General features: G+C 69.3%; 22 protein-coding genes and 1 pseudogene. 15 read left to right on the top strand and 8 right to left on the bottom strand.

Features of this window, described 5'->3' with window-relative positions; translation table 11 throughout:
* Positions 1 to 95: 95 nt before the first annotated feature.
* The 4 genes and pseudogenes from QH196_RS09570 to macS all read left to right on the top strand — a co-directional run.
* Positions 96 to 329, top strand: a pseudogene (locus QH196_RS09570) (TetR/AcrR family transcriptional regulator); the annotation flags it as partial.
* 66 nt (positions 330 to 395) lie between these two features.
* Positions 396 to 1,559, top strand: coding sequence for an 8-amino-7-oxononanoate synthase (locus tag QH196_RS09565; protein ID WP_432279462.1), 1,164 nt, complete (start codon positions 396 to 398; stop codon positions 1,557 to 1,559).
* A complete protein-coding gene (gene bioD / locus QH196_RS09560; protein WP_280415407.1) occupies positions 1,556 to 2,287 on the top strand; it encodes a dethiobiotin synthase in 732 nt (243 codons plus the stop codon). The genes QH196_RS09565 and bioD overlap by 4 nt, the downstream gene beginning before the upstream one ends.
* Before the next feature lie 8 nt (positions 2,288 to 2,295).
* Entirely contained in the window at positions 2,296 to 3,486 is a 1,191-nt protein-coding gene (gene macS / locus QH196_RS09555) for a MacS family sensor histidine kinase (RefSeq protein ID WP_280415406.1), read from the top strand.
* A 19-nt stretch (positions 3,487 to 3,505) separates the two neighbouring features.
* Here macS and QH196_RS09550 read toward each other — a convergent pair whose 3' ends face one another.
* Entirely contained in the window at positions 3,506 to 4,597 is a 1,092-nt protein-coding gene (locus tag QH196_RS09550; RefSeq protein WP_280415405.1) for an epoxide hydrolase family protein, read from the bottom strand.
* A 112-nt stretch (positions 4,598 to 4,709) separates the two neighbouring features.
* Here QH196_RS09550 and QH196_RS09545 point away from each other — a divergent pair, with 112 nt between their 5' ends.
* Together QH196_RS09545 and QH196_RS09540 are read left to right on the top strand one after the other, a co-directional pair.
* A complete protein-coding gene (locus QH196_RS09545; protein ID WP_280415404.1) occupies positions 4,710 to 5,639 on the top strand; it encodes an alpha/beta fold hydrolase in 930 nt (309 codons plus the stop codon).
* A gap of 125 nt (positions 5,640 to 5,764) precedes the next feature.
* Positions 5,765 to 6,193, top strand: a complete 429-nt coding sequence (locus QH196_RS09540) for a DoxX family protein (protein ID WP_280415403.1) — start codon at positions 5,765 to 5,767, stop codon at positions 6,191 to 6,193.
* A 135-nt stretch (positions 6,194 to 6,328) separates the two neighbouring features.
* Here the strand turns inward: QH196_RS09540 and QH196_RS09535 are convergent, their stop codons facing one another.
* Positions 6,329 to 7,555: a multidrug effflux MFS transporter gene (locus QH196_RS09535; RefSeq protein ID WP_280415402.1), complete on the bottom strand. Its 1,227-nt coding sequence runs from the start codon at positions 7,553 to 7,555 to the stop codon at positions 6,329 to 6,331.
* Positions 7,552 to 8,067 carry a MarR family winged helix-turn-helix transcriptional regulator gene (locus QH196_RS09530; RefSeq protein WP_280415401.1) on the bottom strand — a complete coding sequence of 172 codons (516 nt, stop codon included), beginning with the start codon at positions 8,065 to 8,067 and terminating at the stop codon, positions 7,552 to 7,554. The genes QH196_RS09535 and QH196_RS09530 overlap by 4 nt, the downstream gene beginning before the upstream one ends.
* Positions 8,068 to 8,286: 219 nt before the next feature.
* Here QH196_RS09530 and QH196_RS09525 point away from each other — a divergent pair, with 219 nt between their 5' ends.
* The 5 genes from QH196_RS09525 (at position 8,287) to QH196_RS09505 (ending at position 13,952) form a co-directional block, all read left to right on the top strand.
* The gene (locus QH196_RS09525; RefSeq protein WP_280415400.1) at positions 8,287 to 9,033 is read left to right on the top strand and encodes a hypothetical protein; all 747 of its coding nucleotides are present in this window, start codon (positions 8,287 to 8,289) and stop codon (positions 9,031 to 9,033) included.
* Positions 9,034 to 9,167: 134 nt separating this feature from the next.
* Complete coding sequence (locus QH196_RS09520) at positions 9,168 to 9,890, top strand: nucleotidyltransferase domain-containing protein (RefSeq protein WP_280415399.1); 723 nt, start codon at positions 9,168 to 9,170, stop codon at positions 9,888 to 9,890.
* A gap of 127 nt (positions 9,891 to 10,017) precedes the next feature.
* On the top strand, positions 10,018 to 10,725 hold the full coding sequence (locus QH196_RS09515; RefSeq protein ID WP_280415398.1) for a GNAT family N-acetyltransferase: 708 nt from the start codon (positions 10,018 to 10,020) through the stop codon (positions 10,723 to 10,725).
* A 204-nt stretch (positions 10,726 to 10,929) separates the two neighbouring features.
* Positions 10,930 to 11,595 carry a response regulator transcription factor gene (locus QH196_RS09510; protein ID WP_280415397.1) on the top strand — a complete coding sequence of 222 codons (666 nt, stop codon included), beginning with the start codon at positions 10,930 to 10,932 and terminating at the stop codon, positions 11,593 to 11,595.
* A gap of 152 nt (positions 11,596 to 11,747) precedes the next feature.
* The gene (locus QH196_RS09505; RefSeq protein ID WP_280415396.1) at positions 11,748 to 13,952 is read left to right on the top strand and encodes a DUF2339 domain-containing protein; all 2,205 of its coding nucleotides are present in this window, start codon (positions 11,748 to 11,750) and stop codon (positions 13,950 to 13,952) included.
* Between the two features lie 22 nt (positions 13,953 to 13,974).
* Here QH196_RS09505 and QH196_RS09500 read toward each other — a convergent pair whose 3' ends face one another.
* Entirely contained in the window at positions 13,975 to 15,273 is a 1,299-nt protein-coding gene (locus tag QH196_RS09500; RefSeq protein ID WP_280415395.1) for an adenosylmethionine--8-amino-7-oxononanoate transaminase, read from the bottom strand.
* 369 nt (positions 15,274 to 15,642) lie between these two features.
* Positions 15,643 to 16,104: a MarR family winged helix-turn-helix transcriptional regulator gene (locus QH196_RS09495; RefSeq protein WP_280415394.1), complete on the bottom strand. Its 462-nt coding sequence runs from the start codon at positions 16,102 to 16,104 to the stop codon at positions 15,643 to 15,645.
* Between the two features lie 29 nt (positions 16,105 to 16,133).
* Between QH196_RS09495 and QH196_RS09490 the strand changes: the two genes are divergently transcribed.
* Positions 16,134 to 16,676 (top strand): cupin domain-containing protein, encoded by a 543-nt coding sequence (locus QH196_RS09490; RefSeq protein WP_280415393.1) that lies wholly within the window; start codon positions 16,134 to 16,136, stop codon positions 16,674 to 16,676.
* Positions 16,677 to 16,900: 224 nt separating this feature from the next.
* Entirely contained in the window at positions 16,901 to 19,303 is a 2,403-nt protein-coding gene (gene treY / locus QH196_RS09485; protein ID WP_280415392.1) for a malto-oligosyltrehalose synthase, read from the top strand.
* Between the two features lie 16 nt (positions 19,304 to 19,319).
* Here the strand turns inward: treY and QH196_RS09480 are convergent, their stop codons facing one another.
* Positions 19,320 to 20,720 carry an amidase gene (locus tag QH196_RS09480; RefSeq protein ID WP_280415391.1) on the bottom strand — a complete coding sequence of 467 codons (1,401 nt, stop codon included), beginning with the start codon at positions 20,718 to 20,720 and terminating at the stop codon, positions 19,320 to 19,322.
* Between the two features lie 148 nt (positions 20,721 to 20,868).
* Positions 20,869 to 21,096, bottom strand: a complete 228-nt coding sequence (locus tag QH196_RS09475; RefSeq protein ID WP_280415390.1) for a hypothetical protein — start codon at positions 21,094 to 21,096, stop codon at positions 20,869 to 20,871.
* A 129-nt stretch (positions 21,097 to 21,225) separates the two neighbouring features.
* Between QH196_RS09475 and QH196_RS09470 the strand changes: the two genes are divergently transcribed.
* Both QH196_RS09470 and ilvA read left to right on the top strand, forming a co-directional pair.
* Positions 21,226 to 21,660: a nitroreductase family deazaflavin-dependent oxidoreductase gene (locus tag QH196_RS09470; RefSeq protein WP_280415389.1), complete on the top strand. Its 435-nt coding sequence runs from the start codon at positions 21,226 to 21,228 to the stop codon at positions 21,658 to 21,660.
* A gap of 82 nt (positions 21,661 to 21,742) precedes the next feature.
* Positions 21,743 to 23,098: a threonine ammonia-lyase IlvA gene (ilvA, locus tag QH196_RS09465; RefSeq protein ID WP_432278093.1), complete on the top strand. Its 1,356-nt coding sequence runs from the start codon at positions 21,743 to 21,745 to the stop codon at positions 23,096 to 23,098.
* 17 nt (positions 23,099 to 23,115) lie between these two features.
* Here ilvA and QH196_RS09460 read toward each other — a convergent pair whose 3' ends face one another.
* Positions 23,116 to 24,339 (bottom strand): serine hydrolase domain-containing protein, encoded by a 1,224-nt coding sequence (locus QH196_RS09460; protein WP_280415387.1) that lies wholly within the window; start codon positions 24,337 to 24,339, stop codon positions 23,116 to 23,118.
* Positions 24,340 to 24,540 lie beyond the last annotated feature (201 nt).

Raw genomic sequence — 24,540 nt, 5'->3', positions numbered from 1 at the left:
ACCCGTAGGGGGCGCGGGCGTTTGTGGCCCCCCCCCACACCCCCGCCGGCCCCCCCCCCTCTTGGGGCGGTTACCGGCGGGCCGGGGGGCCCCCCCGCGCCGGCATGCCCCGCGAACAGGCCGAACTCGCCGCCTACACGCTGCTCTACTACGTGCTCGGCCACACCGTCGACGAACAGTCCCGGATGCAGATGGATTCGGCCGGGGCCTTGCCCATCTCCGACTCCCCCGAACCCGCGGAGGGCCCCGACCCGACGGCCCGATTCGACTTCGGCCTCCAACTGTTCACCGCCGGCATCCGACACCGGCTGGGCGCGGAGATTCGCTGACCCGAACCAGCCCGGCGAGCCGACGGCGAGGGGACCCCTAGCAATCTTGAACGGTGTTCAAGTAGGGTGCCTGGCGTGACCTCGGACCCACTGGCCTGGCTCGACGACCACGCGGCGGCCCGCGTGACCGCCGGATTACGACGGCACCTACGCCCCCGCACCGCGGGCTCACCGGCACTGGACCTCGCCTCCAACGATTACCTGGGCCTCACCCGGCACCCGGAAGTCCGCGCCGCAGCCATCGAGGCGGTACGCCGCTGGGGCGCCGGGTCGACCGGGTCACGGCTGGTCACCGGAACGACCACCGACCATGAACTCCTGGAAACCGAACTGGCCGAATTCACCGGATTCCCGGCCGGGCTGGTCTTCTCCTCCGGTTACGCCGCCAACCTCGGCGCCGTGACCGCGCTGGCCGGCCGGGGTTCACTGATCGTCTCCGACGCCGGATGTCACGCTTCTCTCGTGGATGCCTGCCGGCTCTCCCGGGCCCGGGTCGCGATCGCACCGCACCGCGACACCGCCGCCGTCGCCCGGCTGCTGGCCGGCCGCATCGAGGAGCGCGCCCTCGTACTCACCGATTCGGTGTTCAGTGCCGACGGCGATCTGGCGCCCCTGGCCGAACTGCACCGCGTGACCCGCGAACACAACGCACTCCTGCTCGTCGATGAAGCGCACGGGCTCGGTGTACGCGGCGGTGGCGGGCGGGGCCTCGTCCAGGAGACCGGGCTGGCGGGGGAACCCGATGTGATCGTCACCGTGACCCTGTCCAAGGCCCTCGCCGCCCAGGGCGGTGCTGTCCTGGGCGATGAACGGGTGCGCGCACATCTCATCGACACCGCCCGCACCATGATCTTCGATACCGGGCTGGCCCCTGCCGCCGTCGGCGCCGCCCGCGCGGCCCTGCGGATTCTGCGCCGCGACCCCGGGCTGGGACCCCGGGTACTGGATCGCGCCGCCGATATCGCCCGGATCGCCGGGGTGGCGGCACCGGATTCGGCAGTCGTCCCGATCGTCCTCGGCGACCCGCAGATCGCCCATGACGCTGCCCGCACCTGCCGCGAGCAAGGTGTAGAAGTCGGATGTTTCCGCCCACCCTCGGTTCCCGAGGGCACCTCCCGGCTGCGCCTCACCGCCCGCGCGGATCTGACCGCCGCCGATCTGAGCACCCTCGCGGAGGTCCTGATCCCAGTGCTGGCGCACGCACGCAACAGCACGGCGGTGCCCGCATGACCTTGCTGTTCGTCACCGGCACCTCCACCGAGGTCGGCAAAACCGTCACCACCGCCGCCCTCGCGGCCACCGCCCACACCGCCGGCCGCACGGTCGCGGTCTGCAAACCCGCCCAAACCGGTATCGCGGCCACCGAACCCGGCGACCTCGCCACGATCACCGCGCTCTCCGGAGTGACCCGGACACTCGAACCGGCCCGCTACCCCGACCCGCTCGCCCCCGATACCGCCGCCCGCCGGTGCGGTGCCGCACTGCTCACCCTCACCGAAACCGCCTCCGCCATAGCCGCTCTCGATTCCGCCGACCTGACACTGGTCGAAGGCGCCGGCGGCCTGCTGGTGCGCCTCGGTGAGTTCACCCTCCTCGACCTCGCCCGCGAGCTCGCAGCCCCGGTACTGGTGGTGACCGCGCCGGGCCTGGGCACGCTCAACCACAGCGAACTCACCACCCGCGCGCTCGCTCAGGCCGGGGTGCCGTGCGCCGGCCTGGTGGTGGGTTCCTGGCCGCAACACCCGGATCTGGCAGCTCGGACCAATCGCATCGACCTGCCGCGAGTGACCGGCACCGAACTCGTCGGCGCCATCCCCTCCGGGGCGGGCTCGTGGTCGCCGCAGCAGTTCCGGGCGGCGGCGCCCGGCTGGTTCACCCGGACATGGGCGCAGCGGTACCTGGGGCTTCCCGGAGACGATCACGGGTTTCGGGCGGAGCAGATCACGATCACTGCTTAGAGTGCGGTATGGCCACGACCAGGTCCCCGCGGGTGTCGCCGTACCGGGCACCCGACCCCGCCGACGCCGCGACCGCACCGCTGTGGCGTGCGGTCCAGGCATTCCGTCTGGTCACGCTGCTGTACGCGGTGGGACAGCAGATCGCGTCGGTGCAGTACTACCAGAATCAACTACTGAGCTGGTTCTTCATCGCACTCATGGTGATCTGGTCCGGCCTCTCCGCCTTGCTGCTGACCAGCCCGCGCACTTTCGGTACCGCACGCACGCGCACGCTGGTGGTCCTGGGCGACCATATCGTGGTGCTCGGATTGGTCGCGGCCACTCCCCTGGTCGCCGATTACGACTGGTATCACGGACACCAGCCGCTGCCCACCACCATGTGGTCGGCGAACGCGGTCATCTCCGCCGCCATTCTGCGCGGCCCGCTCGCCGGGGTCGCGTCGGGCCTGCTCATCGCGGCCACGATCATCACCATGCGGCAGCAGTGGGGCGAGGATGTATGGGCCGATGCGACGGCGCCCGTTCTGGTATCGGTGGGCCTGGCGCTGGGTCTGGCCGCCAATACCGCCCGCCGCGCCCAGGAACAGTTACAACGCGCGGTACGGCTCACCGCCGCCGCCGAGGAGCGGGAACGACTGGCCCGCCAGGTGCACGACGGCGTCCTGCAGATCCTCTCCTATATCAGCCGGCGCGGCAGTGAAATAGGTGGCCCGGCACTGGAACTGGCGGACCGGGCCGCCGAACAGGAGGTCGCGTTGCGGCGGCTCGTCTCCGAACAGGCCGCGCAGCCGGATAACGGCGACACCACCGTCGACCTACGTCCCCAACTGATCGCGCACGCCACACCCAGGGTGGTGGTTTCCACTCCGGGCGAACCGGTACGCGTCGGCCGCTGGACGGCCCAGGAAATCACCGCCGCGGTCACCGCCGCCCTGACCAACGTCGAGCGACACGCAGGAACCGACGCACGCGCCTATGTCCTTCTGGAGGACACAGGTACCGAACTGGTCGTCAGCGTCCGCGACGACGGTATCGGTATCCCACCCGGCCGCCTCGCCGAAGCAGAGAACGAGGGCCGGATGGGGGTGTCGCGCTCGATAACCGGTCGGATCGCGGCCCTCGGCGGTACCGCCGAACTACTCACCGCGGATATCGTCGGCGAGGGTACGGAATGGGAATTCCACATTCCGTACGCCTGATACCCGAGGAGGAACCGGCTCAGGCGTCCTCGCCGGCGAGTGTCAGGAAGAAATCCCGGATATCGGCGGCAAGCAGCTCCGGCACCTCCATCGCCGCGAAGTGACCGCCGCGATCGAATTCCGACCAGTGCCGGATGTCGTAGATCCGTTCCGCCAGCGGCCGCACGGATTGCGTGATGTCGTACGCGAAAACCGCCACGCCCACCGGCACCGGGCAGCGCGCGTGCCCCCGCGACGACTCCCGGTGCAGCCGCGCCGAGGATGCCGCGGTGCCGGTCAGCCAGTACAGCGAGATATCCGTGAGCATCCGATCGTCGCCGATCGGCGTCCGGCGGTCGGTCCAGTGGGCGAAACGTTCCGCGATCCAGGCGAGCTGGCCGACCGGCGAGTCGGTCAGTGCGTAGCCGATGGTCTGCGGAGTGAGGGCCTGAAGCGCCTGATACGGCGGCCGATTCGCCATCAACTGCCGGACCTTGCCGAGCCGGGCCTCGTCGGATTCGGACAGTGCGAGACCGGCCTCCGGGTCGGGCCGGGTCGGCAGGTAGTTGACGTGCACACCGACCACATTCCCGGGCGCTACCGCCCCGAGCGCCGTCGAGATACCCGACCCGAAATCGCCGCCCTGCGCCCCGTATCGCTCGTACCCGAGCCGGCGCATCAGCTCGGCCCAGGCGCGGGCGACCCGGCCGATATCCCATCCGCGCTCCCGCGTCGGCCCGGAGAAGCCGTACCCCGGAATCGACGGGATCACCAGGTGGAAGTCGCGGGACAGCGGTTCGATCACATCGAGGAATTCCAGGAACGACCCCGGCCACCCGTGGGTGAGAATCAGCGCGAGCGCCTCCGGTTGCGCGGACCGGATATGGACGAAATGAATGTTCTGCCCATCGATTTCGGTGGTGAAATGCGGTAGTTCGTTGAGCTCTGCTTCGTGCGCACGCCAGTCGTAGCCGGTGCGCCAGTACTCGGCGAGTTCTTTCAGCCGCGTCAGCGGGAAACCGTAATCCCATCCGGCGCCGGCGACCTCGTTGGGCCACCGGGTGCGGGCGAGCCGGTCTGCCAGATCGTCGAGATCGGCTTGGGGGATTTCGATGCGGAACGGTTCGATCACGGGTCTTGCTCCAGTGGACTCGACACCAACTTATTGGTGTAACCAACATTGGCTACACCAACATAACACTTTTGTTGGGTCAGCCAACGATATATCCCACTGCGGAACAACGATGCTCGCCGGCAGCCGCGAAATCGTTTGTATCGACCACCGGCGCATGGCCATCATGACCTCCATGGACGAGGTGCACGTGGAAGATCCCGCGCGGGTAGGGATAACAGGGCTGCGCGATGGGCGCCGGTTGGCGTGGGCGGAATGGGGCCCGATGGACGGCCGGCCGGTGTTGTTCTGCCCGGGCGCCGGATGGGGACGTCGGTTCGGGTTCGGGTTCGGCGCGGCCGCCGAGCTGGGACTCCGGCTGATCTCGGTAGAGCGGCCCGGGCTGGGGGAATCCACCGGAATGCCGGGACGCACATTGCTGGATTGGGCCGACGATATCGGTCAACTCGGCTTCGCCGATCCCGCGGTCGTCGGTTTCTCACAGGGAGCCCCGTTCGCGCTCGCCCTGGCTGCGCGCGGGATCACTTCCGCGGTGGCGATCGTGTCCGGCGGCGATGAGCTCGCTCGACCCGGAACGATCCTGCCGGACGAGGTTCGGCGGCTGGTCGATCTGGTGGCTGCCGATCCGGCCGGCGCCGAACGCGATTTCGCCCGCTTCGGGAGCGCCGAGGCACTGTGGCGGTTGAGCGTCGAAGGCAGCTCCGAGGCCGATCGGGAGATATACCTGCAACCGGAATTCGCGGCGGCGTTCCGGCGCGCGCTGGATTCCGGATTCGCGCAAGGTCCGGCCGGTTACGCACGCGATACTGTCCTGCATTTCGCGCGCTGGCCGTTCCGGGTAGAGGAGCTCACCGCCCGCGTCCATCTCTGGTACGGAGGGCGAGACCACAACCCGACCCATTCCCCCGACCACGGCGCCACCCTCGCCACCCGGATCCCGAACGCCACGAGGCACTACCTACCCGACAGCGGCGCCGCCCTGCTGTGGACACACGCCGGCGAGATCCTCCGGCAGCTCGGCACGCCGGGCAGCTCGACATAGCCCGCGCGCACGCGAAGCGGGTTCGGTGAGAAAACTTCGCGGACAGCGATTACTCCACCGGCGATACCCCGTCCTATCGGTTGAACGCGCTACCAACCCGGCGCGACCGACCAGAAGGACCGGATATGACCATCGCCAACTCCACCGCCACCGTTGTCGCCGTCCAGCCCGGCACGATCCGCAACCGCGTCCTGTGGACCCTGCAGATCGTGCTCGGCCTGTTCTTCATCATCGCCTCCGGCGGGCCGAAGCTCGTGATGCCGAATACCCTGACCGAGAACGCCGTCAACAATCTGACCTTTCCCCTCGCACTGCTGATCTTCATCGGAGTCGTCGAGGTCGCGGGCGGTATCGGCCTGATGGTGCCGCGGCTGTCCGCCCTCGCCGCCGCGGGCCTGTCCGTTCTCACCGTGCTCGCCGCCGGAACCCAGGCCTTCATCGCCGGCAAGCCCGCGATGGCGATCTTCCCCCTGGTCCTCGCCGCGATCTTCGCCTGGATCGCCTACGAGCGCCGCGCCACCGTCACCGACCTGCGCAACTCTTTCGCACGATGACAAACCCATAAGCACGATCGGCGATCGGTGACCCCACCGATCGCCGATCCTGTGCGCCCGGAGCGATCGCCCGTCGGGTTGGCGGCGATCGCTCCGGCGCAGCGGTGGCCCTGTTCCGACGGCGGCGGGCGCCCGTCAGGGTCGTGACACCACGCGCGCAGTGACTATGGCGGCGAGAACAGCGGCCGCCATGGCCACCGCCATCACCGCGGCCATAGGCGCCGGGCTGCGGGCACCGAACAGCCCGACGACCGGCGAGGCGGCGGCGCCGAACAAGAACTGCCCGCCGCCGAGTAGCGCCGAGGTGGCCCCTGGCGCGCTGCGTCCACGCTGTTGGGCGATCGTCACCACCGCGGGGAAGAACACACCGAACGCGGTGAGCGATACCAGCAGGCACGTCCACGTCAGCACCATCGGGCTACCCACGGTGGCCGATACCGACACAAGCAGCACCGGCCCGGTCAACGCTGTGGCAGCGCTCGCGCACAGCAGCATCTCCGGTGACCGGCGTCGGACGAGCCGGCCGTAGGCGAGACTGCCGAGCATGTTCCCGATCGCGTTGACGCCGTACACCAGGCTCGCCGCCGCCGGGGTGAGGTGGTAGATCTCCTGGAACACGAAGGTCGTACCGGCGATATAGGCGAACACTGCTGCGCCACCGAACGACAGTGCCAGCACCGGCGGTAGCACGGCTCCGCGGGTGACCAGCACGCCGATCGAACGCAGCCCGGCCGCGATGCCGCCCGGCCGCCGGGCCTGCGCCGGGAGCGACTCCGGAATCCATCGCGCTACCCCCAGCGCCAGCACCAGCCCGGCAGCGGCGAGCACGAGAAACACGCCACGCCAGGGCAGCACCAACAGCAGCGCACCGCCCGCCATCGGCGCCAGCACCGGGGCGGCGGCGGTGATCGCCCCCAACCGCGCGTACACACCCGCGATGTGGTGATCGTCGAACATATCGGTGACCACCGCACGGGCCACCACGATTCCCGCCCCACCGGCCACACCTTGGCCGAAACGCGCCATATCCAGAATCACCACGGTCGGCGCCAGCGCGCACACCACCGACAGCACAGCGAATCCGAGCGCCCCCACCAGCAGGACAGGACGCCTGCCCTGTGCGTCACTGATCGGGCCGAGTATCAACTGGCCGACGATCATCCCTACCAGGAAACCGGTCAGCGACACTTGAGCGCCGGAGGTGTCGGTGCCCAGCGAGCGGGCAAGCTCCGGTAGCGCAGGCACATACATATCCGTCGCCAACGGCGCCGCGCCGCTGAGCCCGGCCAGCACCACCAGCAGACGGCCCCGATTCGCCACCCGGCCCCGCGGAACGCTGCGGTCGGCGCGTTCGGTGATCACAACGCCGGTGCCGCACCATCGTCGCGTGACCGCGCCGGCTCCGCGTCAGCTGTGGCGACCGGCGATTCGGCGACCGTGCGCAGTAGTCCGGCGGCGATCTCGAGAACACCGCGTTCGGCATCGGTGAGCGAGTGTCGTATCGCGGCCGCCAGCCACGCATTGCCGTCACGTACATGCTCGAGCAGCGCGTTACGCCCGGCTTCGGTGATGACGATGTCCTGCTGCCGAGCATCGGAGGCACTGCGGGAGCGGCGAATCCTCCCGAGCTCGTCCAGCTCGTTCAACACCCGGGTCAGCGACTGAACCTGCAGCCCTTCGATCCCGGCAAGCTTCGACGCCGTGAGCGGACCACTGTGCGCAAGGTTTGCCAGCACCGACGCCGCCAGACGCGTCAACGGTCTGCCACTCCCCGGTTGTTCGGCCCGGAGCCGGGAGGACAGACGCGATACCGCCCACCGCACCGACTCCGCCAACAGCAGATCATCAGCACCGCCCTCGCTCTCATCCGCCATATTCATAAGCTACAGCTTCGCAAAAATGCCAGTCAACCCTTTATATGCGTTTCAATAACTACGCATCTACTTCGTACTACTCAGGTCCGAGCCCAGTTCCGGACTTGCCTCGTTCAGGAATCCGCGCCCCCGGCTCTGCCTCGCAGCCCAATCCGGTGCAGCACGGTGAATCCGGTCGCCGCATAAGGGCAGTTTCGGTTGTATGCGCGCCGTGCCGTGATGGCAGGGCTCGTACTGGCTTCGGTCCTGGCTGTCGCCACCGGCAGCACCGGTGCTTCGAATACCGATCCGGCAGGGCCGAATGCGGCAGTGGCGCTGACGCTTCCGGCGCCCACCGGACCGTATTCGGTCGGAGTCACCAATAGGCACCTGGTCGATTCCGGCCGCGCTGATCCGTGGCATCCGGAGCAGCGGCGGGAGCTCATGGTTCAGGTCTGGTATCCCGCAACTGTGGATCGGGAGTCGCCCCCGGCGCCGTGGATGCCGCCCGGCGGCCGGCAGGCGCAGGACAGCTACCTCGCCGGACTCGGTGTCCCCGAAGGAAGCTGGACTCTCGCACCGAGCCACAGTCACCTGGACGCGCCGGCGGTGGACGATCGCGGCCGCTTTCCGATCCTGTTGAATTCTCCGGGAATGACCGACACCACCGGTTGGAGCACCGCCCAAGCCGAGGATCTCGCGAGCCACGGATACGTGGTGGTGGCTGTCGACCACACCTACGAGGCGTTCTCGGTCCACTTTCCCGACGGCCGCGAAATCCGCAGTGAGGTCCCGCTGGACTCTCCGACCAGCAGGCCATCTTGCCGCAACTCGTCGGCGCCGGGCTCCTGTCCGGCGATACCGCGGCACGGGCCGTGGGCAGTATCGACCCGCACCGGTCGATCGACCTGCAGCGCGACTACATGCGCGCTTTCTTCGGTGCAGTTTTCGGCCGCAGTGAGTTCGGCATTGCCGAAACCATCATGAGCCTGGCCCGACCCGAGGTCCTACCCCGTCCTTGACCACCACACCCCCACCGTGGCGCGGGGCCGCACGACTGTCAGCGGGCGGGGGCACGGTTTCCGCTACCGTTTTGCTGACTACCGGTGGGAATCTGGGGTATGAGCATCGACGGATTCGAAACCGCCAGAGAACTTGTGCACGAGCGGTTTCCTCGGGCGCGGGCGGCGTGGCTGGGTGGCAGCACTGTGCTCGGGACTGCCACGGCGACCTCCGATCTGGATATCACCGTGCTGCTCGCGGGCCCGCCCGCGCCCTACCGCGAATCGCTGCAGTATCAGCGGTGGCCCGTAGAGCTTTTCGTGCACACCGAGGCGTCGATGGGGCATTTCCTCACCACCGAGCGCAAGGCCAGGAAGCCGACGACCTTGCGGCTGATCGGACAGACGCTGATTCTGCTCGACAACGACGGGAGCGGTGCGTATCTGCAGGAAAAGTGCGCGGCTCTACTGGCCGCCGGCCCGGAACCGCCCAGCATCGAGGAAATGCGGGCCCAGCGCTACGGGCTCACCGATCTGCTCGATGATCTCGTGGGCTCCCGCGACGACGACGAACGCCTGCTGATCGCAGTCGACCTGTGGCGGGCCACCGCTGAACTACTGCTCACCGGGCACCGCCAGTGGATGGGCCGGGGCAAATGGTTACACCGCGAGCTGGCCGCCTTCGACCGCGAAGCCGGCACGGATCACTCCCGAGCGCTGGCGCGTGGGGTCCGGTCGGTTGCGCTCGGCGCCGTCGAACCGATGGTGGAGATCGTCACCCGGGCGCTGAACGAATTCGGCGGCCCGCTCTTCGACGGCTTCAAGGCCGACGGCCCCGGCTGACCTCCCCTGATGCGCCGGCGACAAGCCGGCCGAGGCCTATGCGGATTCGGTCACCTCGCTGCGGCCGAGCAGGTTCGCCGGACCCGCGGGACGGCCGGGGTCCGCGCTGGACCGGCATACTCGCAGTGTGAGCAACGAGGGGTACAGCACGGCCGTGGACTGCGCCGTCGAACTGGACGATCCGGTGGGTGAATCGCTGCGGGGACAACATGCGCGGCTGAGCCGCTGGGTCGGGTCGGCGGGTTCGTATCTGCCGGAGGTCGCGTCGTTCGTCGCGATGGGTAACGACCCGGATGAGCAGGCGTGGGAGGATCTGGCCAGGCTGGTGGGGCGAGGTGAGATCGCGGATATGTTCAGTTGCCCGGCGCGGCCGCCGGCGGACTGGGAGCCGGTTTTCGCGCTCGACGGGCGGCAGATGATCGGGCCGGAACAATGGTCCGGCCCCGGCGCCGATGTGGTGGAGCTGGGCGCGGACGATGTGCCGGAGATGCTCGATCTGATCGCGCGGACCCAGCCGGGGCCGTTCCGGACGCACACCCACGAACTCGGCACCTACCTCGGCATCCGCGAGCAGGGCAGGTTGGTGGCGATGGCGGGTGAACGGCTCCGGCCACCGGGCTGGACCGAGGTCAGCGCGGTCTGCACGGCACCCGAGGCGCGGGGTAAAGGGTATGCGGCCGGTGTGATCGGTGAGCTGGTCGCGCGGATCGTGGCACGCGGTGAACGGCCGTTCCTGCATGTGGTCGAGACCAATACCGGTGCGATCGCCCTGTACGAGCGGCTCGGTTTCCGCACCCGCACACAGGTGACCTTCCGAGGGTTCCGCGTACCTTGACCGGGATTCCACGTGAACCGCAACGCGGCTCCGCGGCGCGGTTCTGTGTAGTTCTCGCCGGCATCCGGCCTTCCGGTTTCTCCGGCGGGGCCCGACGGGCAAAATAGCGTGGATACCGGCGCCGGCCTGTTCCGCACCGGCGGATTCCGGCAGTATCGGCCCGGCCGGACGCATGCGGCGACCTGACCCGAAGGGAGCGGTGGCATGACAGACGAGGCGGCGCCGATTTCGGTGATGGTGGTCGACGATCATCCGATCTGGCGCGAGGGTGTGGCCCGTGACCTCGAGGCGGCCGGGTTCCGGGTGGTGGCCACCGCCGAGGACACCGCGGCCGCGGTCCGGCGGGCCGCCGCGGTGCGGCCGCGGGTGGTGCTGATGGATATGCAGCTCCCCGACGGGAACGGCGCCCAGGCGACGGCCGATGTGCTGCGGGTTTCCCCGGACAGCCGGGTGCTGGTGCTCTCTGCGTCCGATGAACGCGACGATGTGCTGGATGCGGTGAAAGCGGGGGCCTCCGGCTACCTCGTCAAGAGCGCTTCCGCGGCCGAACTCGTTGCCGCGGTTCACGATACAGCCGCCGGGCAAGCGGTGTTCACCCCTGGTCTGGCCGGACTGGTGCTGGGTGAGTACCGGCGGATGGCCACCGCGCCCAGCGATCCCGGTACCCCGGAGCAACCCGCGCTGACCGAACGCGAAACCGAGGTGCTGCGCATGGTGGCCAAGGGACTGTCCGCCAAGCAGATCGCCACCCGGTTGCATCTGAGTCATCGCACGGTCGAGAACCATGTGCAGGCGACCCTGCGCAAACTTCAACTGGCGAACCGGGTGGAGCTCACGCGCTATGTGATCGAACAGGGCCTCGACGAGTGACTCCTCCCCCTTACTGAGGGCCGGGGTTTGCTGCCGGAGCGGTTGCGCTGCTACGAAGCCCGCACACCGGTCGGCGGGAACGGGTAGTTCCCGGAGCGGCGGCGAGTAGTTCTACTCATCCGCCGAGAACCCGTGCGCCCGACCATCGAACTATGACGATTTCGATCGACCCGGCGCTGGTCGCCCGCCTGTCCGGCGAGTTCGACTCGCTGGCCGGCGAATTCACCGCGCTCGGCGGGCAGATGAACACGCTGGGCCGCGACCTGGCCTCCCTGCACCGGCAGGTGCTGTCGGCGGCGGCGGCGAAGACCACGGCACCATCCGGCGCTCCGCCGGATGTGGTGCCGTCAGCCGGTGTGCGCGGCGGCGGGGTGCACACACCGGAACCGCCGGGCTCGGCTTCTCCCACCGGAGAGGCCGGGCCCGGCACCCCACCGTCGGCAAACGAGTCCACCGCGGCCCCGCAACACCGGGCAGGCGAAGGATTCCCGCAGCCTGCATGGGGTGCTCCGGCGCCGAGCCCGACCACCACACCGGCGGCGCCGCTCCACGGCGGACCGATAACTCCGCCGCAGCGCGGGCCGGCCCAGTCTCCGCAGAACGCGCAGGCGCAGTCGGGCGGTATCGCGCCGCGGCCCGGCCGACCCGCCACAACCGCGCAGCAGTACCGGACGGCGATGGGTCAGGTGCCGCCCACGGCGCCCCCACCGCGCGGCCCGATCCCGCCCCGCGACGGTGCCCCCGGTTCACGTCCCCCTTCACCGCCGTGGTGGCAGCGGGAGGGCGTCATCAGCCGGCTGCTCGCGGTCGCCGGGGTGGGGGTCACGCTGATCGGCGTCGTGATGCTGCTGGTTCTCGCCGCGCAGGCCGGGATCTTCGGACCGGTTCCGCGGGTGGTCGCCGGCGCAGTCTTCTCCGCCGCGCTGGTGGGCGCGGGGATGCGGGTGTTCCGGCGGCCCGGGGGCCGGGTGGGCGGTATCGCCCTCGCCGCGACCGGTTTCGCGGGCGCCTACCTCGATGTCGTGGCGCTGACCACGATCTACGACTGGCTGCATCCGGTACCCGGTTTCGCCGCCGCCCTCGGTATCGCGGCAGCCGGGGTGGGACTGGCCGTGCAGTGGCGGTCGCAACCGCTGGCCGTGCTGGTGGTGGCGGGGGCGGCCGTGCTCGCGCCGTTCGTCACGATCGAACTGGCCTTGCTCGCCTTCTTGATCGTGCTGCAAGTGGCCTGCGTCCCTGTGCAGACGCGGTGCGACTGGCCGTTCCTCCATCTGGTGCGCACGGTTCCGGCGGTACTGGCCACCCACTGCACGATCCTCGCGTTCGTAATCGAACAACCGGACGACCGCCGGGCGCTGGTCGTCGCGGCGGCGACGGCGGTGGCCGCGGTCGGCCTGGGCGGCGCGATCCTGGTGACCCGGCAGCGGCCGGGCGATCTCGTCGCGAGCCTGTCCTGCGCGCTGGCCGCCACACCGCTGCTCGCTGCGCCCGCCCTGATCGATCGGCCGGCCGCCACAATTCTGTCCGCGGGGTACGCGGCGGTACTGCTGGCGGTGGCCGCAACGCCGCTGGTGCCGAAGCTGCGTGATATCGCCCGTATCCCGGGCCATACCGCGATCGTGGCCGGCGCCGGTGGCTCCTTCGCCCTGCTGGAAGCGGTCTGGGGTGTCACCACGGGGTCGACTCTGCCGTTGGGACTGCTGCTCGCCGGCGCCTGCTATCTGGGCGTCGCGGGGCAGGCACGGAACCGGGTCGCCGCCCTGTTCGGCACCGGCTACGCGGTACTCGGCGGTATCGGCCTACTCACGGTCGCCGACCCGGAAACGCTGGCCATATCCCGCCGGGCGATCGAGGACCTGAGCACCGCGACCGCGGCCGCCGCCATCGCGGGCCTGGGTGTCCTCGCGGTGGCATTGTGGACGCTGCACCGGCTCTTCGGCACGACCACCGACGAATCGGTGACCACGCTGCTGTGGGCCGGCGCCAGTGGGGCGGCCCTCTACTCGGTGACCACCGCGGCGGTATCGCTGGGTGTCGCCGCCGGCGCCGCGAACGGATTCGTCGTCGGCCACAGCGTTTCCACCATCATCTGGATGGCCGGGGCGCTGGCGGCTCTCCTGTACGGCCTGCGCCGCCTGGGTGCCGAAGCCTCGGCGACGGTGAAGGTCGCGCTGGGGTCCGGGTTGCTGGTCACCGCCGCCGCCCTGGCGAAACTGTTCCTGTTCGACCTGTCGACGCTGGACGGGCTGATCCGGGTCGCGGCCTTCTTGATGGTCGGAATCCTGTTGCTGATCGCCGGAACGCGCTATGCCCGGGCGTTCGCCGAAACCGGGGCGCGACAGTCCCGCACCGAGTAACGCTCTCCCGGTGCGGGGCCCGTCATCCGGCACGGTCCCCCGCCCGGGCCGCCGCGACCATGGCTCGGGTCACGGTCTCGAGGTCCGTGGCATCGCTGATGAACGGCGGCATGGCGTACACGAGATCGCGGAACGGCCGGATCCAGGCGCCCGCGGCGACGGCCGCATCGGTGGCCGCCCGCATATCCACGGGGTGATCGAGCTGGATGACCCCGATCCCGCCGAGTACCCGCACATCGGTCACGCCCGGCAGCTCCCGGGCCGGCTCCAGTCCTTCCCGCAGCCCGTGTTCCAGCCGCGCGACCTCACCCTGCCAATCACGCGACAGCAGCAGTTCCAGGGAGGCGACCGCGACCGCGCAGGCCAGCGGGTTGCCCATGAATGTCGGCCCGTGCATGAGGCCGCCGTGGGCGGCGCTGACGGTTTCGGCGAGTTCGGTGGTGCACAGTGCCGCGGCGAGGGTCAGGTAGCCGCCGGTGAGCGCCTTGCCGACACACATGACATCGGGTGACACTCCGGCGTGTTCGGCCGCGAACAGGGTTCCGGTGCGACCGAATCCGGTGGCGATCTCGTCGAAGATCAGCAGCACCCCGTGTTCGTCGCAGAGCCGGCGCAGATCGGCCAGATAGCGGGGGTCGTGCCAGCGCATCCCGCCCGCGCCCTGCACCACGGGTTCCACCACGACGGCGGCGAGTTCGGCGGCATGCCGGGCGACGGCCGTTTCGAGCTCGTGCACGTAGTCCGGGCGGTACTCCCGCGGCGGCGCGGAGACGAAGACCTGATCGGCCAGTACATCGGTCCACAGGGCGTGCATGCCGCCGTCGGGATCGCAGACACTCATCGGGGTGAAGGTGTCGCCGTGATAGCCGCCGCGCCAGGTGAGCAGGCGGCGTTTGCCGGGCCTACCCACCGACCGCCAGTACTGCAGGCACATCTTCACCGCGACCTCGATCGATACCGAACCGGAATCGCAGAGGAACACCTTGTCCAGACCGGCGGGAGTGTGCCGTACCAGCAGTTCGCAGAGGCGGGCGGCGGGTTCGTGGGTGAGCCCGCCGAACATGATATGACTCATCCGCCCCGCCTGCTCCGTCAGTGCCGCGTCGAGGACCGGATGCCGGTAACCGTGCACGGCGGCCCACCACGAGCTCATTCCGTCGACGAGCTCCCGCCCGTCGGCGAGGGTGAGCCTGGTGCCCGAGGCGGACGCGACGACCAGGGGCTCGGTGGTGGCCGGAAATCCGCCGTAGGGGTGCCAGAGGTGACGGGCGTCCAGCGCCGAGATCTCCGCCGCGGTGAGCGGCGCGGCAGCAGGGGTCACGAAGATCCTCACGTCGGAGTCGGCGGCCACCCACCGGCGACCTGAACACTGTTCAAGTTACCAAAGCCGGCCGGCAGTTCCGACAGTCCCTCGCCTCGCAGCGGACGCATCCCGACGCCGGCCGATACCCCACCGCGACAACCACCGCCGGCCGGCGATATCGGCGGCCCGCCGCGGTCCCGGAGTCGGAAGAGCCGGCGTTCGACCAGGGCCCCGCACCCGGCGGCCACAACAGCGCCCGACCGGCGCAACCCCGGCAGCGCGACGACGCCATCGAGCGGCGCGGCGGCCATCACCGGCATCCGGTCGACGAGCCGAGCGGCGGCAACTGCCCACGCCACCCCGAGCCCCGCACCGGCCTACCTACCGCTATGGCGCACCGGCACTCCCGTCCTGCGTAGCGCCGAGAACGTCCACAACCCGTGTGAGCAGTTTCGACAATTCGCCCATACCCACCTCCCCGACCTCACGCGTGATCCGCTGCTCGATCCCGGCGATCCGCTCCCCGGCCAGCACCAGCGCCGCCCGGCCCGCCGGGGTGCACACCACCTGCCGCGCTCGCCGGTCGGCCGGATCCACCTGCCGGCGTACCAGGCCCGCGCTTTCCAGCTGCCCCACCAGTTCACCCATCGACTGCTGCGTCATTCCCGCCGCCTGCGCCAGCTCGCCCACTCGCGAGCCGGCCGGGTCGAGGTAGCGGAAGACCGCGTAGTGCGCGGGTCGCAGGTCGCCGGACAGCCGGGCCCGCAGGCCGGCATTCAGTTCGTTCTCGACGGCCGCGGTCGCAAGGGTCAGCAGCTTCAGCAGAGAGGGGCGTTCGGGTGTTGACATATTATGAAGGTTACCTTTCTAATTGGGATATGTCGCCCCGGGTACTCACCTTCCGCAACGGTCACCGCATCACCCTGGTCGGCCAGGGCACCGACGACCGCGGCCCATATCTGCGCCTGCGGCACGACCTTCCCGCACCTGGCCGCCAGGCCGGGCCGCACTGGCATCCGGTACTCACCGAGGAGTGGACGGTGCGCCGGGGCGCCGTGCGATTCCGGATCGACGGCCGCGAAATCCTCGCCCGGCCGGGCGATACCGTCACGGCCCCGGCCCGCGTCGTGCACGAATTCCACAACGAGGCGCGCGATACCGTGCTCGACCACGAGATCCGGCCACCACTACGGCATTGGCAGATGTTCACGCTGTGGAGCGCCCTGGACGAGGCCGGCGCCACCACCGGCGCCGGCGTACCGCGCAATCCCTTGGCGCTCGCCCTGCTCTGGGAACTACAGGACGGCTACCTCGCCGGAATACCGTCCTGGCTGCAACGTGCCACCCTCGGAAGCCTCGCCGCAATTGCCCGGCGAACCGGATACGCCCGCCGCCTGGGCCCGCCATACGCACCTAACTGAACATCTGACCAACGGCCCCCGGCCGAACTCTGCCGGAATGGCGCTAGGGTTTGGGCCATGCACGCGTCCGAGCCGCTGCCCGAGGGTGCGGCACCACCACCGCGATCGCCGGATCCCACCCGGCCCCGGGGCCACGCCTATCACCCGCGGTGACTCGTTCCCGCCGATAATCGCGCAGCCCCCATCTGTCCGCCGTGCCACCCCAGGACCCGACCGAGAACCGTATGCCCGCAGACCCGCCGCGTTTTCGCCCCAATCCGCGACTCACTCCGGTCCGCAGCACCTACCGGCTGCAGCTGCGACCGGACGGCCTCACCTTCGCGCAGGCCGCGGCGATCGCGGAGTACCTCCAGCAACTCGGGGTCTCCCATATCTACCTGTCCCCGGTGATGACCGCCGCGCGCGGTTCCACGCACGGTTACGACGTCACCGATCCCACTGTCGTCTCCCCCGCGCTCGGCGGCCCGGTCGGCCTGAAGACCTTGGCCGACGAGGCCCGCAACCGCGGTATGGGGCTGATCATGGATCTGGTCCCCAATCATGTGGGGGTCGCGGATCCGCAGCAGAACCCCTGGTGGTGGCATGTGCTGCAGTACGGCCGCAAATCCCAGTTCGCCCCCTTCTTCGATATCGACTGGAGTCCGGGTAACGGCGTCGGAGGGCGTCTGGCGCTACCGGTACTGCGCAGTGAGAACGATCCGGCCGCGCTGACCGTCGACCGGTCCGGTCCCGAACCGCTGCTGGCGCTCTACGATCTGCGTTTCCCGATCGCCCCGGGCACCGACGGCGACAATGCGCTGCGGATCCACGACAAACAGCACTACCGGCTGGTGAGCCGGAAATCCGGGATCTGCGGTTACCGCCGCTACCTGTCGATCGACGGGCTGGCCGCGCTGCGCCAGGAGGATCCGCACGTTTTCGAGGCCACCCATCGGGAACTGGCGGCCTGGTGCGAACACGACCTCATCGACGGTGTGCGGGTGGACCATCCCGACGGACTGGCCGACCCGACGGACTACCTACAGCGCCTGCGCCGGTTGATCGGCCCGAACCGGTTACTGCTGGTGGAGAAGACCCTCGCCAACCGCGAACCCCTCGACGCCACTCTCCCGATCGACGGCACGACCGGTTACGACGCCCTCGCCGATTTCGGCGGTGTGCTGCTCGAACCCGCCGGCGAGCCGGTCCTCACCGAACTGTCCCGGCATATCACCGGCCACGGCAGCGACCGCGTATGGGTGGGCGAGAAAGAACATCGCATCAAACGCGCGGTGGCGGAAAGTATTCTGCTGCCGGAGATCCGCCGGCTGGTCGCCGCGATCAAACAGGATGCGGGCGCCGAGGATTTCGACACCATGGCGCTCACCAACGCCACCATCGAGGTGCTGTCGTTCCTGCCGGTGGCCCGGGCCGACTACACCCCGCTCGCGGGCATGATCAGTGCCGTGCTGGCCGAGGTGGAGAAACGCAATGCCGAACTGCGAGTCCCGCTGTCGGTGCTGGTGACGGCGCTGACCCGCGGGGCCTCCGCGTGGAGCCGGTTCCATCAGGTGAGTACGGCGATCGGCGCGAAGGCCGTGGAGGACATCCTGTTCTACCGGGCGGTGCGACTGGTTTCGCTACAGGAACTCGGCGGAAATCCGGCCCGTTTCGGTCGCACGGTCAACGAATTCCATCTCGCCAACGCGTCGCGGGCGCTGCGCTGGCCCGCCTCGATGACCACCCTGTCGACGCACGACACCAAACGCGGCGAGGATGTGCGGGCACGGATCGGGATCCTGTCCCAGGTCCCGCGGATGTGGGCGCGGGCGGTCACCTTGTGGCTGGAGAAACTGCCGGCGCCCGACGGTGCGACCGCACTGTTCCTGCTGCAGAATATGTTCGGGATGTGGCCGGCCGACGGCCGCCCCGCCTCCTCGGTGCCCGGGCTGCGCGAACGCGTGCACCGCTTCGCCGAGAAGGCGATGCGCGAATCCGGGCTGCACACCGCGTGGGAGGAACCCGACGTGGAGTTCGAGAACGCGGTGCACACCTGGCTGGACCAGGTGATCGACGGACCGGTGGGCCGTCAGCTCACCGATCTCGCCCACGATCTGGCACCGCACGCCTGGTCGGATTCGCTGGCGCAGAAACTGCTGCAACTGTGCGGACCCGGGATCCCGGATATCTACCAGGGTTGCGAGATCTGGGAGGACTCCCTGGTCGATCCGGACAACCGGCGCCCGGTGGATTTCGGCTCCCGGATCGCGATGCTGCACACCCTCACCACCACCCCGGCCCTGGATATCACCGGCGCCGCGAAAATGTGGGTGGTGGCGTATGCGCTGTGGTTGCGCCGGGAACGGCCGGAGTGTTTCGTCGGCGGCAGCTATACGCCTGTCTTCGGGCACGGTGAGCACGCCGACAAACTGGTCGCCTACGCCCGCGGGCGGGTCGGGGCGGATCCGGAGATCCTCGTGGCGGTGACCCGGCACAGCGTGGCGATCGGCGAAACCGGCTGGGCCGATACCTATATCGAGCTGCCGTCCGGGTCCTGGACCGACCGGCTCACCGGGCACACCTTCCAGAACCGCGCCCGGACCGAGAAACTGTTCGCCCGCCTCCCCGTTGCGCTCCTGGTCCGCTGAGCGCTGCGGAGAGCCGTCAGGATTCGGTGATCCGCGGGAACGGGCGCTGCGCCTCCAGCAGGAAGGCCAGTTCCAGCAGCGTCCGTTCATCGCCGTAGGCGCCGCTGAGCATCACCCCGACCGGCAGGCCGGTGCCGGTGAGCCCGGCCGGGACCGCGATCGACGGCGACCCGGTGACATTGTTGATCGGCGTATAGCCCACGAAATTCGTGACCCGGTCGAGTAGTTCGTCGAACGGTACGCCCGGGCGGAGATACCCGAGTTCGGGTGTGGTGTGGGTGAGTACCGGCGAGAGGATCACGTCGTAGCGGGTGAGGACCTCGTCGTAGTCGGCGCGGGCCTTGTTCAGCCGGTACAGGGAGCCGGGGGTCGCCAGGAGTCGCCGGCGGAAGGAGGCGGCGAGGCCCCTGGTGAAAGCGTCCAGGCGGGCGGCGTCGAAGCTGCGGCCGTGGCTCAATTTGCCGGTTACTCCCGACATCTGCGCCAGGAAACCCCAGTAGCGCAGGAAATCCTCCACCAGGCTCGGCGCGACCGGGGAGGCCATCGGCTCGAGGGAATGCCCTGCCGCTTCGAGGATCTCGGCGGTGCTGTGGACGGCCGCGGCTGTCTCGGCATCGGGTTCACGACCGTTGCAGGCGGTGGTGAGCAACCCGATCCGCAACCTGCGCGCCGACGGGCCCTCGACGGTCCCGATGGGCGGAAGCTTCGGGTTGCGCCAATATTTTTCGGCGGCGGCGTGATAGGCGGCCTGGTCGCGCACCGAGCGCGTGAGGACACCTTCGGAGACCAGTTTGATCGGCAACTGCCGGGCCTGCGCATTGTCCAGATGCCGGAACCGGCTGGGTTTCAAGGACACCAGACCGGCGCAGGCCGCCGGGATACGCAGGGAACCGCCGCCGTCGTTACCGTGCGCGACCGGCACCACACCCGCCGCGACCATCGCCGCCGAACCGCCCGACGACCCGCCGACCGTGTAGCCGGTATCCCACGGATTGCGGGTGGGATCGCTGCTCTCGAATTCCGTGGTGGAGGTGAAACCGAACTCCGGCATGGTGGTTTTGCCGAGAACCGTGATCCCGGTGCTGAGCAGCTGGGCGGTGAAACGGTCGTCCTTCCCCGCCGGATGCGGGGTGATGGCGGCGCTACCGTGACAGCTGGGCAGCCCCGCCACGTCGGCGTTGTCCTTCACGAAGGCCGGGACGCCGTACCAGATACCGGAATCGTCCGCCGCGTGCCGTGGGGCCGGGCAGTGATGCGCGATGGCGTTCAGCCGCGGATTCACCGCCGCCGCGCGCGCCAGCGCCGCCGCCGCGAGTTCATCGGGACGCACCGCCGCGGAGCCGGCCAGCTCCGCCAGCGCTACCGCATCGTGGTCGCCCAGCACATCGTCGGTGAAGGCATGTACTCGATCGCTCATATCTCGGCTCGCGTGTACGTCGGGGCCGGCGCACGGGCCGGCCGGACCAAGTTGGACATAGGTTCAGTTCGGCCCAGAGTAGTACGTGGACGACCTTTGCGGAGCCGGAGCGACCTAACGATCCCGGCGGTGGAGCCGCACCCGGGTACTACCGCGCTGTCCGCCACCATCCCAACGTCCACAGCAGGGCACCGACAGCGGCACCGAGCAATACGCCGGCCTGTAGCGATCCGAGAACGAGGGCCGCGGCCAGCAGTGACAGCAGGCCCGCCCCGAGCGCCTCCAGCTTGTACACCGGCCAGCGTGTCCCGGCGATATCGACCTCCGCCCCGGCGCGGGCGGGAGCGCGGGTGTCGAGAGTCTGCGATACGGCCATGCAGTAAGGCTACCCGTGCACCCAGTGTTCGGTCCATCGAACTTTTGTCTTTCCGCACACATATCCCGCGGTACGACCACCACGAACGGGCCGGGAACAATCGCCGGAACCTCCGACGTTGCCCGTGGTATGCCATTGACCGGAGAATACGCACCGTCCACGTCCGATTGGGCCCGCGAACAGGCCGAGAAGATCGAGAACTCGGGCGGCACCGAGGGTACGACCTTGAACGGTATGCCCGTTATCGTGCTGACCACCGTCGGCAACAAGACCGGAAAGCTCCGTAAGACCGCGCTCATGCGGGTCGAGCACGAGGGTGAATACGCCGTTGTCGCCTCGCTGGGCGGCGCGCCCAAACATCCCGTCTGGTACTACAACATCGTCGCCGAACCCCATGTGGAACTGCAGGACGGCACGGTGACCAAGGACTACACCGCACGCGAGGTACACGGCGAGGAAAAGGCCGTCTGGTGGGAGCGTGCCGTTGCCGCCTACCCGCCCTACGCCGATTACCAGACCAAGACCGAACGCCAGATCCCCGTCTTCGTGCTGACACCACGCTGACGCGCGGCGACGCCGCCGTGAAATGAACGAAAACCCCAGTACAGACCACCCGCCGCAGTCCGCGAGGGCGGCGGGTGGCACCATGGGGCGGGTGTCCGATGTGCTGACCCATCTGCCCGAAGCCCGTCCCGCGCTCACCGCGGACGAGATCGATGCTGCGGCCAAGCGTATTGCGGACATTATCGAGCCCACCCCGCTGCAGCTGTGCCCGCGGTTGTCGCAGCTCACCGGCGCGCAGGTGTATCTGAAGCGCGAGGATCTGACCGTTGTGCGGTCCTATAAGCTCCGCGGCGCCTACAACCTGGTCGTCCAGCTCAGCGCACCCGAACGGGCCGCCGGTGTGGTCACCGCCAGCGCCGGTAATCACGCCCAGGGCGTGGCATTCGCCTGCCGGGCCATGGGAATCACCGGCCGGATCTACGTGCCGACCACCACCCCCAAGCAGAAACGCGACCGTATCCGGGTGCACGGTGGTGAGTTCGTCGAACTCATCGCGGTCGGGGAAACTTTCGACGCCGCCGCCGCGGCCGCCGCCGCCGATGTCCGGCGCAGCGGCGCCACCATGGTGCCCCCGTTCGACGACACCCGCACCGCGGCGGGCCAGGGCACCATCGCCGCGGAAATCCTGGATCAGCTCGAAACACCCCCCGATCTGGTGATCGTCCCCGTCGGCGGCGGCGGATGCCTCGCCGGAGTCGGTACCTACCTGCGGGAACGTTCGCCGCAGACCGGCATCCTCGGGGTCGAGCCGGCCGGGGCCGCATCCATGACCGCGGCATTGATCGCAGGAACCCCGGTCACCCTGCCCGAGGTCGATCCGTTCGTCGACGGTGCCGCGGTGCGCCGCATCGGCAAAGTGCCTTTCGACGCTGTGTCCGATTTCGGCGGACGGGTGGTCTCCCACGCCTCGCTGCCCCTGCTCACCGGCACCGAATACCCGCCCGGCGCAGGATCGTTCGGCCTGCTGCGGGTCGACGAGGGCGCCATCTGCACGGCCATGCTGGACCTCTACCAGAACGAGGGGATCATTGCCGAACCGGCGGGCGCGCTCGCGGTGACCGCACTGCTCGAGGCCGCCCCGGAACCCGGTTCGACGGTTGTCTGCCTGGTCTCCGGCGGCAACAACGACGTCTCCCGCTACGGCGAGGTGATCGAACGGTCCCTGGTGCACCAGGGTCTCAAGCACTACTTCCTGGTGGATTTCCCGCAGGAACCCGGTGCGCTGCGCCGCTTCCTGGACGAGGTACTCGGCCCCGACGACGACATCACCCTGTTCGAGTACGTCAAACGCAACAACCGGGAGACCGGGGCGGCGCTGGTGGGTGTGGAGCTCGGCGAACGCAGCGGGCTGCAGCCGCTGCTGGACCGGATCGCCCGATCGCCGATCCAGTGCGAACGGCTGGAACCGGGCTCACCGGCCTACCGTTACCTGACCTGACCTGCCCGGCCCGCGGGTCAGGCGGCGGCTTCCCGGGGTGCGCGGCGGGCGATCCGGCGGGCCGACCGGGCACCGCCGACCACCAGCGGTAGCAGCCACGCGAAAGCCGGCTGGTCCACGGCCAGCATGTCCAGCGACAGCCGGTTGTGGGCGAAGCCCACCGAGAGGCCGCTGTCGGGATCGGCCCAGCCGAACGAGCCGCCGAGTCCGATATGGCCGAAACCGCGTGGCGCGCCGACCGTCGGCATCGCGTGATAGCCCAGATGCCACAGCGGCCCCATGTACAGGAACAGTCCGGTATCCGGGCGGTACCGTTCGATCCGGCGGATCGCCTGCATGGTGGCTCCGGACAGGTACCGCTGCCCACCGGCCATACCGTCGCAGGCCAGCGGCTCGTACATGGCGGCCAGCCCGTTGGCCGTGCACACCCCATTGGCGGCGGGCATCTCGCTGTCCAGTACCGGCGGGTTCGGGCCGGCGAGAATGGCCTCCGCGCCCGGGATGAACAGCGACCGGCTGCTCACGCCGAGCACGCCCGGAATGTTCTGCAACAGGGAGACCAGCCGCGAGCCGTACGGGGTACCGGCGAAGGCGAAGCCGGTGCCGAAACTTTCCGCGGCCATGGTCACCGATCCCGCCGGCGGGCGCCCCAGGTGGATACCGTCGATCCCCAGCGGCTGCGCGACCTCCTGCTGGAACAGCTGTTTCATACTCGACCCGGTCACCGCCCGCGCCAGGCCGGCGAGCAGCCAGCCGTAGGTCATCGCGTGGTAGGCGGGTACACCGAGCAGGCGGTCGGGCGTGGCGGCGGCCAGCCGTTGCGCCATGAGCTCATGGTCGAGCAGTTCGGACCCGTGCGCGGCCAGTGTGCCCACCCCCGACAACCCCGCCGAATGGGTCAGGACCTGCCGGACGGTGATGCAGTCCTTCTTGTTGCAACCGAACTCGGGCCAGTACTCGGCCACGGGGGCGTCGTAGTCGATCAGCCCGCGGTCGGCGAGGCGGTGCACGACGGTGGAGGCGATCGCCTTGGTCGCCGAGAAGACCATGGCGCCCGTATCGCGGGTCCACGGCCGCTCGGGCGCGGACTCCCCCGTCCAGATATCCAGAATCGGCTCTCCGTGCCGATAGACCGCCAGCGCCGCACCGACACCCTTCCGGCCACCGTAGACCCGGGTGAAGGCGGACGTCAGCCGCCGAAATCCTGCTCCGGCGGTGCCGGAATAAGCGACGCTGCTCATCCTTACACAGTAAGGTCATTCAGCACGTTCCGGCAACGTCCGTCCCGGACGGTATACGGCGCGGCGACCCAACGCACCGGTACAGCCCGGATGCGGTGAGTTCCCGTGTCCGCTGCTCGGCCCGATACCCGAATGCGATTGTCCGGGACAGCTACCGGTCGCGCGGTGTGCAATCGGCCGAGATAATTCCCGGCCGAGGAT

The organism is Nocardia carnea, assembly GCF_029868325.1.
Taxonomy (GTDB): Bacteria; Actinomycetota; Actinomycetes; order Mycobacteriales; family Mycobacteriaceae; genus Nocardia; species Nocardia carnea_C.
The sequence above is the reverse complement of the archived record's forward strand: the minus strand, read 5'-3'. Positions and strand labels throughout refer to the sequence as shown.